General features: G+C 67.7%; 1 protein-coding gene. It reads right to left on the bottom strand.

The window, feature by feature from the left end; all coding sequences use genetic code 11:
• Positions 1–2: 2 nt before the first annotated feature.
• Complete coding sequence (locus tag E1263_RS07935) at positions 3–8,462, bottom strand: non-ribosomal peptide synthetase (protein ID WP_165956545.1); 8,460 nt, start codon at positions 8,460–8,462, stop codon at positions 3–5.
• Between the last annotated feature and the right edge of the window lies 1 nt (position 8,463).

The following is an 8,463-nucleotide window of genomic DNA, read 5'->3' on the forward strand; positions in this document are numbered from 1 at the left end:
GGTCAGCGTCCCCAGTTCTGTTCGAGCAGATCGATGCTGTCCTGGCTCAACGCGACCAGCGGCAGGTCCGACGGCGTGTGCCCACCGGCTCCCGGCCCTTGGGCCAGGTCGGTCAACACCTGGATCCACTGCTGTGCCAGCCGCCGCACTTCGTCCTCGGTGAGGAGGCCGGGAAGCCAGGACCAGGTCGCTTGCAATACGCCGTCATGAACGGCGGCGTTGATCGACAGCGCGTGCGTCGCGGGCAGATCCGGCGCGGCCGGGGTGACGGTCCCCATCTCAGCGGCCGGTGACCAGGCACCGGTCTTCAGGGCACCTGCCCGGCCGAGGTAGTTGAAGACAATCTCGGGCGCCCCGAACCCAGCCAGTACGGCGCTGGTCGTCGGGTTGAGATAGCGCAGCAGGCCGTATCCGATGCCGTGGTCGGGAATGGCGCGCAGCTGTTCCTTGACCTGCTTGAGAGCTGTCGCAGCGTCGCCGGTCCCAGGATCCAACCGCACTGGGTACAAACTGGTGAACCAGCCAACGGTTCCCGAGAGGTCGAGCTCGCCATCCCGGCCATGTCCCTCGACATCGGCCAGGACCGGCGAACCGTTGCCAACAGCAACTGCCAGCGCCGTGAGCAGCACGTCGTCGATGCCGGCATTGAAGGCCGCCGGGACCTCACCGAGTAGCGGGACGGTGATCTCGGCCGCCAGCTCAACCGACAGCGACCGCTGCTGGTCCACCCGATCCCGGGCCGGGTCCAGCTTGCGTGCCGCCAGCAACGAGCTCGGTTCGCGCAGAATCCTTGTCCACAACGGCAACTCCGCGATCCGCTCCGGCGAACTCGCCTGCTCGCTGAGCGACTGCGCCCAGCGGCGAAGCGACGTACGTACCGGCGCCGGCGCCGGCGTGACTCCGGCCGTTACGGCCTGCCAAGCAGCCGCAAGATCCGGCAGGAGGATTCGCCACGACACGCCGTCGATCGCCAGGTGGTTCACCACGATGAGCAACCGGCCGGACCGCGCCGGACCTGCATCCAGCCAAACGATCTCCAGCTGTACGCCGTCCGCCGGGGCCAGCCGTCCCTGAGCAGCCCACAGCTCTTGGCGGACGAGCTCAGTCAGGTCACCGGTGACCTCGACCCGACGAACTCGCTCGGAAGCCGTGACGGCTCCTTCCGGCTGAATCACCGGATCTGAGCCGGCCGCCCGAACCATCCGCAGCGCGTCATGGTGATCGAGCACCACCTGCACCGCCGGCACCAGCTGATCCATTCGCAGCGTTGCCGGCACCTCGAACAGCACCCATTGGCAGAGCCGATCCGCTGACCCACTCTGATCGTCGAGCCAGCGCATGATCGGAGTCGCCGGGAGGCTCCCGACGCCGTCGTCCGCCACCGCGGACTCCTCATCCACCGGTACGGCGACCGCCGCCAACCCCTCGACCGTCCGGTGCTCGAAGACGCTGCGCGGGACGATCGCCAACCCGGCCTCGCGAGCCCGGCTGACCAATTGGATCGCCAGGATGCTGTCTCCGCCGAGGGCGAAGAAGTTGTCGTCGGCACCGACCCGATCGAGGTCGAGCACCTCGGCGAACAACCTGCAGAGCAGTTCTTCGGTTGGTGTCTGCGGCGACCGGCCAGAGACCTGGCTGCCGAAATCGGGGGCAGGCAACGCCTTCCGGTCGAGTTTCCCGTTCGCGGTCAGCGGCAGGTCGTCCAGGACCACCAAGGCGGCGGGCAGCATGTACTCCGGCAACGCACGGGCAACGAAGGCGCGGAGCTCGCCGCTGTCGACCGTCTGCTCCGCCACCGGGACGACGTACCCGATCAGCTGCCGGTCTGCAGCGCCGTCCGCACGGGCGACGACTGCCACCTCGGCCACCGTCGGGTGGGCAGCCAGGGCTGCTTCGATCTCGCCGAGCTCGATCCGGAAACCGCGGACCTTCACCTGGTCGTCGGCCCGGCCGAGGAACTCGATTTCGCCCGAGCTGTTCCACCGGACCACGTCACCGGTGCGGTACATCCGGACGCCGGGGGCGCCGTACGGGTCGGCGATGAAGCGGTCCGCGGTGAGGCCGGGGCGGGCCAGGTAGCCACGGGCCAACTGGGCACCCGCGATGTAGAGCTCTCCTGCGACACCTGGTGGCACTGGGCTCAGGCCTTCGTCCAGGACGTACAGCTGGGTGTTCCAGACCGGCGAGCCGATCGTCACCGCGGCGGCGGGTGTACAGGTCGTCGCCGAGACCTCGATCGCGGCCTCGGTGGGTCCGTAGAGATTGTGCAGCGGACCGTCGAAGACGGCGTAGTACTGGTCGCGCAAGTCGTCGGTCAGCGCCTCACCACTGCAGAACACCTGCCGCAGACTCGGGCAGTTCGCAGCGCCGTTCTCGCGCAGGAACAGTCGGAGCATCGACGGGACGAAGTGCGCGATTGTCACCTGCTCGCGCTGGATCAGGTCGGCCAGATAGGCCGGATCCTGATGCCCGCCCGGCGCGGCCACCACCAGCACCGCGCCCTCGACGAGCGGCCAGAATATCTCCCAGATCGAGATGTCGAACGTGAACGGTGTCTTCTGCAACACCCGATCGGACGGCCCGAGCCCATACCCGGCGCGCATCCAGGCCAGGCGGTTGACAATCGCCCGGTGCTCAACAGCAACCCCCTTGGGCGCCCCGGTCGAGCCGGACGTGTAGATCAGGTACGCCGGGTTGGCGGGTAGCGCTCGACCCACAAGATCTTGCCGCGGGCAACTGTTCAGCACGGACCGAACCGCAGCATCGTCCACCCGGACGACAGCTGTGGAACCAGCCTGGATTGCCGTTGCCGTGCCGGTCACGATGGCGACTGGGCGGGCATCGGCGAGGACAAAAGCAATGCGCTCGGGCGGGTAGTCGGCGTCGATCGGCAGATAGGCTGCGCCGGTCTTGAGCACAGCGAGGATGGCAATTGTCAGTTCGGCCGACCGGGGTAGAGCGATCGCGACCAGCCGTTCGGGGCCGGCGCCTAGCTCGGTCAGGTGATGGGCCAGTTGGTTGGCGCGGGTGTTCAGTTCGTTGTAGGTGAGCGTTGCGCCGTCGGCCACGAGAGCAGGCGCATCCGGCGTACGGCGGACCTGTGCCTCGAACAGCTCTGGAAGCGTGGCAGCGGGGACCTCATGGTCAGTGTTGTTCCAGTCGACCAGGACCTGTTGACGTTCGGCCGGGGCGAGGACATCGATCTGGCCAACCGGCACCAGCGGGTCCTCGACGACCGCTTCGAGCACGCTGACCAACCGCCGTACCAGCAGCTCGGCGGTCGGGCGATCGAACAAGTCGGTGCTGAACTCGAGGGCAAGGTCGATGCCGTCGGCCTCCGCCCGCTCCCCCAACGAGAACGTGAGGTCGAACTTCGCCGCACCAAGATCAGCCGACTCGCCCACGATGGTCAGGCCGGGCAGTTCCGGCCCGTTGCCCGCCGGGCTGTTGAAGCTGAGCATGACCTGGAACAACGGATGATGCGACAGCGAGCGCACCGGATTCAGCGCCTCGACCAGGCGCTCGAACGGCAGATCCTGATGACCGAACGCGGCGAGGTCCGCCTCGCGGACCCGGTGCAGCAACTCCCGGAATGCAGGCTCGCCGGACGTGTCCGTACGCAGGACCAGCGTGTTGACGAAGAACCCGATCAGTTCATCGGTCGCCTCGTCGGTCCGCCCAGCGATCGGCGTACCGATCGGGATGTCGGTGGTCGCACTCAACCGGCTCAGCAGGACCGCGAGCCCCGCCTGGACCACCATGAACACTGTTGCGTGCTCAGCGCGCGCCAAGTCGATGAGCCCACGATGCAGACCCGCATTGATCGCACCCGGCACGGTCTCGCCGTCATAGCTACGGATTGCCGGGCGCGGCCGATCGGACGGCAGGTCCAGCTGCTCCGGGAGGTCGGCCAGAGTCTTCCGCCAGAACTGCAGTTGCTGGGAGGCCAGGCTGTCCGGATCCTTCTCGTCGCCCAGCAACTCACGCTGCCACACGGCATAGTCGGCGTACTGGACGCGCAGCGGTGACCAGCTCGGCGCCCGGCCGCCGCTACGGGCCCGATACGCCTCCGCGATGTCACGCGCCAGCGGGTTCAGCGACCAGCCGTCACCAGCGATGTGATGGACGACCACCACCAGCGCGTGCTCCTCGGCGTCGAGCTGGAACAGCCGGGCACGGATCGGCAGGTCGCGACTGAGATCGAACTCGGCCCGGGCCACGGACTCGGCAACCGATGCCAGGTCGTCAGCACCGATCATGGCCAGGGGAAGCGCCAACCGCGCGTCCGCGCCGGAAAGAATGCACTGCGCGGGCACACCGTCCACCTCGACGAAGACCGTCCGCAGGCTCTCGTGGCGGTCGAGCAGATCGTTCAGAGCAGCCTCGAGCGCAACCGGGTCCAACTCCCCCGTCAGCCGCAGGACCATCGGCACGTTGTACGCCGACCCGAGCCCTTCCAGCTGGTCGAGCAACCACAGCCGCGACTGGGCGAACGACAACGGCACCGGCTCGATCCGCGGGCGCGCGGTCAGGGCCGGACGGACCGCCGTACTGCGGCCGGCCAGCCGATCGGTCAGCCCGGCCACCGTCGGCTGCTCGAACAGGTCGCGGATCGACAGCTCCAGCCCGAGCAACCTGCGGGCCCGCGTCACCAAGCTTGCCGTCAGCAACGAGTGGCCGCCGAGCGCGAAGAAGTCGTCATCGATCCCGACCTCGGGCAGCCCCAGCACCTCTGCGAACAGCCCGGCCAGGATCTCTTCCTGCGGTGTCCGCGGTGCCCGCCGGAACTCCGCCACGGGCCGGTCCGGCGAGGGCAAAGCCTTCCGGTCGAGTTTCCCGCTGCTGGTCAGCGGAAGCTCGTCGATCACCGTCACCGTCGACGGCACCATGTATTCAGGGAGCCGATCCGTCAGGTACGACGTCAGTTCCGCGCTCACCTGCTCCGGGCTGTGCCATCTCGACCGGGGTGCCGGTGACGGCTGGACGTTGTGCCGCCGCGACGGGTGTACCGCATACAGCTGATACATCAGGGTGCCCTCGAGACCAGGCGGGATCTCGGTCGTCACGCTGAACCCGTGTGACTCCAGTAGTTCGGTCACCACTGCCAGCCGGCCGTCGAGATCGTGGACCTCGGCAACGATCTGGCCGATCAGCGGCCAGTGCTCCTCCTCGATCCCCCGGAGAACATCCAGCTCACTCTTCTCGGCATCGACCTTCAACAGATCGATCACCGTCAGCGCGTTGTCGCGGATCACCTGCGACAACGTCCGCAGCTCCACATCGACCGGCACGCTGTCCAGCCGGGTCGCCAGCAACTCACCCAGTACGCCGGCGCCAGCTTGCGCACCGTGGTCGTTGCCGATCACGCGCGCCAGCATCTGCTGCTCGGTCTCCTCGTCGGCGAACCGACCGGACAGCAGCGACATCTCCGGGTAGTAGGTGAACTCGGCCCGCCCCGCCACATCGGAGATTCCGCAGTTCGTGATCACCGCGTCGAGACCCTGCAGGTGCGCGTTCACCCGGTAGAAGTTGGCCGACTCGGGCATCGGTTCGAACGCGAACACCTGCACATCGCGCGCCACCGATCCCACGAACAGACCGAACATCCCGACGTGACCACCGACGTCGACGACGACCGCGCCGTCCCCGATCACGATGCCGCCGTGGAAATACTCCTCCTGGACGAAGATCTCGTCGTACAGGTACTCGACGTTCGATCGGTTGCGGGCGGCAACCACCATCCCGTTCGGCAGGGCATGCGTCTCGAGTCCGGCCAGGCGGCCGGCGGCCTGGAGTTCGCCGTACCGGCCGACTCCGGCCGCGGAGACCACGACGTGAGCGGACAGGCCGCCGCCGTCGGCCCGCGGTACAACTGCTGCGCTGGTCACCGCGGGGTGCTCCAGCAGGGCGGCCTCGACCTCGCCGAGCTCGATCCGGAAGCCGCGGACCTTCACCTGACCGTCAGCCCGGCCGACGAAGTCCAGCTCACCGGCGGCGTTCCAGCGCACGAGGTCACCGGTCCGGTACATCCGGCCGGGGCCGAACGGGTTCGCGACGAACCGCTCGGCAGTCAGCCCGGGGCGGCCGAAGTAGCCGCGCGCCAACTGCGCACCCGAGATGTACAGCTCACCGATGACACCGACCTCGACCGGCAACAGGCCACCGTCGAGGACGTACCACTGGGTGTTCCAAATCGGGCCGCCGAGCGTGATGTCGCCATCCGGGATGTCGGCGCCCGGCTCGATCCGGTACTCCGCACAACCGACAGTCGTCTCGGTCGGGCCGTATTCGTTCAGCACGGTCGCGCCCGGATTCTGTCGCCGCCACTCGCGCAGCATTTCGCCGCGCAGCAAGTCACCGCCGAGCACCAGCTGCCCGGTCGGCGACAGCTCGCCGGGCATGGTGGCCAGCATCGGCGCGTGCGCAGGCGTTCCCTTGACGAACGAGGGCTGCTCCAGCCAGTCCGGGACCGTCTCGCCCGCCGCCGGGTCCAGCGGCGCGAGCTGTACGAAGCCGCCGCAGATCAGCGGACCGAACAGACCGGTCACGGTCAGGTCGAACGCCAGCGACGAATGCGTCAAGGCGGAGCCGGCCAGCGCCGGATACCGTTCAATTGCCCAGAGCAAGTAATGACAGACCGACCGATGCTCGATCACCGCGCCCTTGGGCGCACCTGTGGAGCCGGACGTGAAGATCACGTACGCCGTATCGGAAGGTGACAGCGGCCTGGTCCGGTCAGCGTCACTCGGGTTGTTCCGAGGTGCAGCAGGCGCTGCGGTATCGGTGATCACTGCGAGCGGCTTGACGTCGTCGATCATCAACGCGACCCGCTCGGCGGGATATTCCACATCGATCGGCAGATAGCCGGCGCCACTCTTCAGAACACCCAGTACGGCGATCACCTGATCGACCGAGCGGGGCAGCAGAATCGCGACCATCCGATCTGGTCCCGCGCCCTGCTCAATCAGTTGCCAGGCCAGCTGATTCGCACGCTCGTTCAGCTCGGTGTAGGTGAGCCGCCGGCCGTCGCAGACGACCGCGGTCGCATCGGGAGTGCGCTCAACCTGCGACTCGAACAGCTCCGGCAAGGTCGTCACCGGAACCTCGTGGTCGGTGTCGTTCCAGTCGATCAGCATCCGCTGCCGCTCGGCGTCGTCGAGCACGTCGACCCGTCCCACCGGAAGGTCCGGATCGGCAACCATCGTCGCCAGCACGCGGGTCACCCGGCCGAGCAGCGTCCGCGCAGCTTCCTCGTCGAACAGGTCCGGCCGGTACACCAGCCGCATCCGCAGCGCATCGCCCGGAATGATCACCAGGCAGAGCGGATAGTGCGCGGCATCCTGGCTGCGGACGTCAGCGATCCGCAGGTCAGGGCCAAGATCCCAGCCGTCCGCCGGACCAACCGGGTAGTTCTCGAAGACGAAGTCCGTGTCGAACAGCTCACCCGCCCCGGCAAGCTGCTGAATATCCGTCAGCCCGAGATACTGGTATGCCGTCAGTTCGGCCTGCTGTTCCTGCAGCCCGGTCAGAACCTCGGTCAGCGAGCGATCCGGGTCCAGCCGCAGCCGCGTGGGCAAGGTGTTGATGAACAAGCCGATCATCGACTCGACCCCGGCGAGCTCGGCGGGCCGACCGGAGACCGTGCTGCCGAGGAGTACATCCTCGCGTCCGGTCTGCCGACCGAGCACGATGCCCCAAGCCGTTTGCAGCAAGGTGTTCAAGGTCAGGCCGCGTTCCCGGGACAGCGCGGTCAGCTGCTGGGTGAGCTCTTCGGTCAGCGGCACGGTGATCTCATCCGGCGTGATGGGCGTCCGGGCCTGGTCAACCGGTGCAACCAGGGTCGGGCCGTCGATCCCGTCGAGCAGCTCGGCCCAACGCTTCCGGGCCGGCTCGGGGTCCTGACCAGCCACCCACGCCAAGTGATTGCGGTACGGCGTGACCGGCGGCAGGCCGCTGTCGTCGCCGCCGGCCAAGTAGAGGGTGAACAGTTCCCGGGCCAGCAGCGGAACCGACCAACCGTCGAGGACGATGTGGTGGTTGGTCACGATCAGCCGGAACCGGTCCGCGGCCAGCCGGATCAGCAGGAACCGGATCAACGGCGGCTTGTCCATCTCGAACCGGCGCGCCCGGTCCTCGGTCAGCAGCCGCTCCAGCTCGCTGTCCCGCTCCGCCTCGTCCAGGTCCGACAGGTCGTGCTCTCGCCAGGCCGGTTCGACCTCGCGCAGGACGACCTGGACCGGCGTACCGGTCTTCCGGGTCCGGAATTGGGTGCGCAGGTTGGCGTGCCGGCGCAACAAGGTGGCCGCCGACGCCTGCAGCGCCACGGTATCCAGCGAACCCCGCAACTCCACCGAGAGTTGCACCAGATAGACGTCGAGCCCCTGCTCGTCGTACTGGGCGTGGAAGAGAAAGCCCTCCTGCAACGGCGAGAGCGGCAGAATCTCTTCGATCCGGGAGTTCACT

Source organism: Kribbella antibiotica (assembly GCF_004349055.1).
GTDB lineage: Bacteria > Actinomycetota > Actinomycetes > Propionibacteriales > Kribbellaceae > Kribbella > Kribbella antibiotica.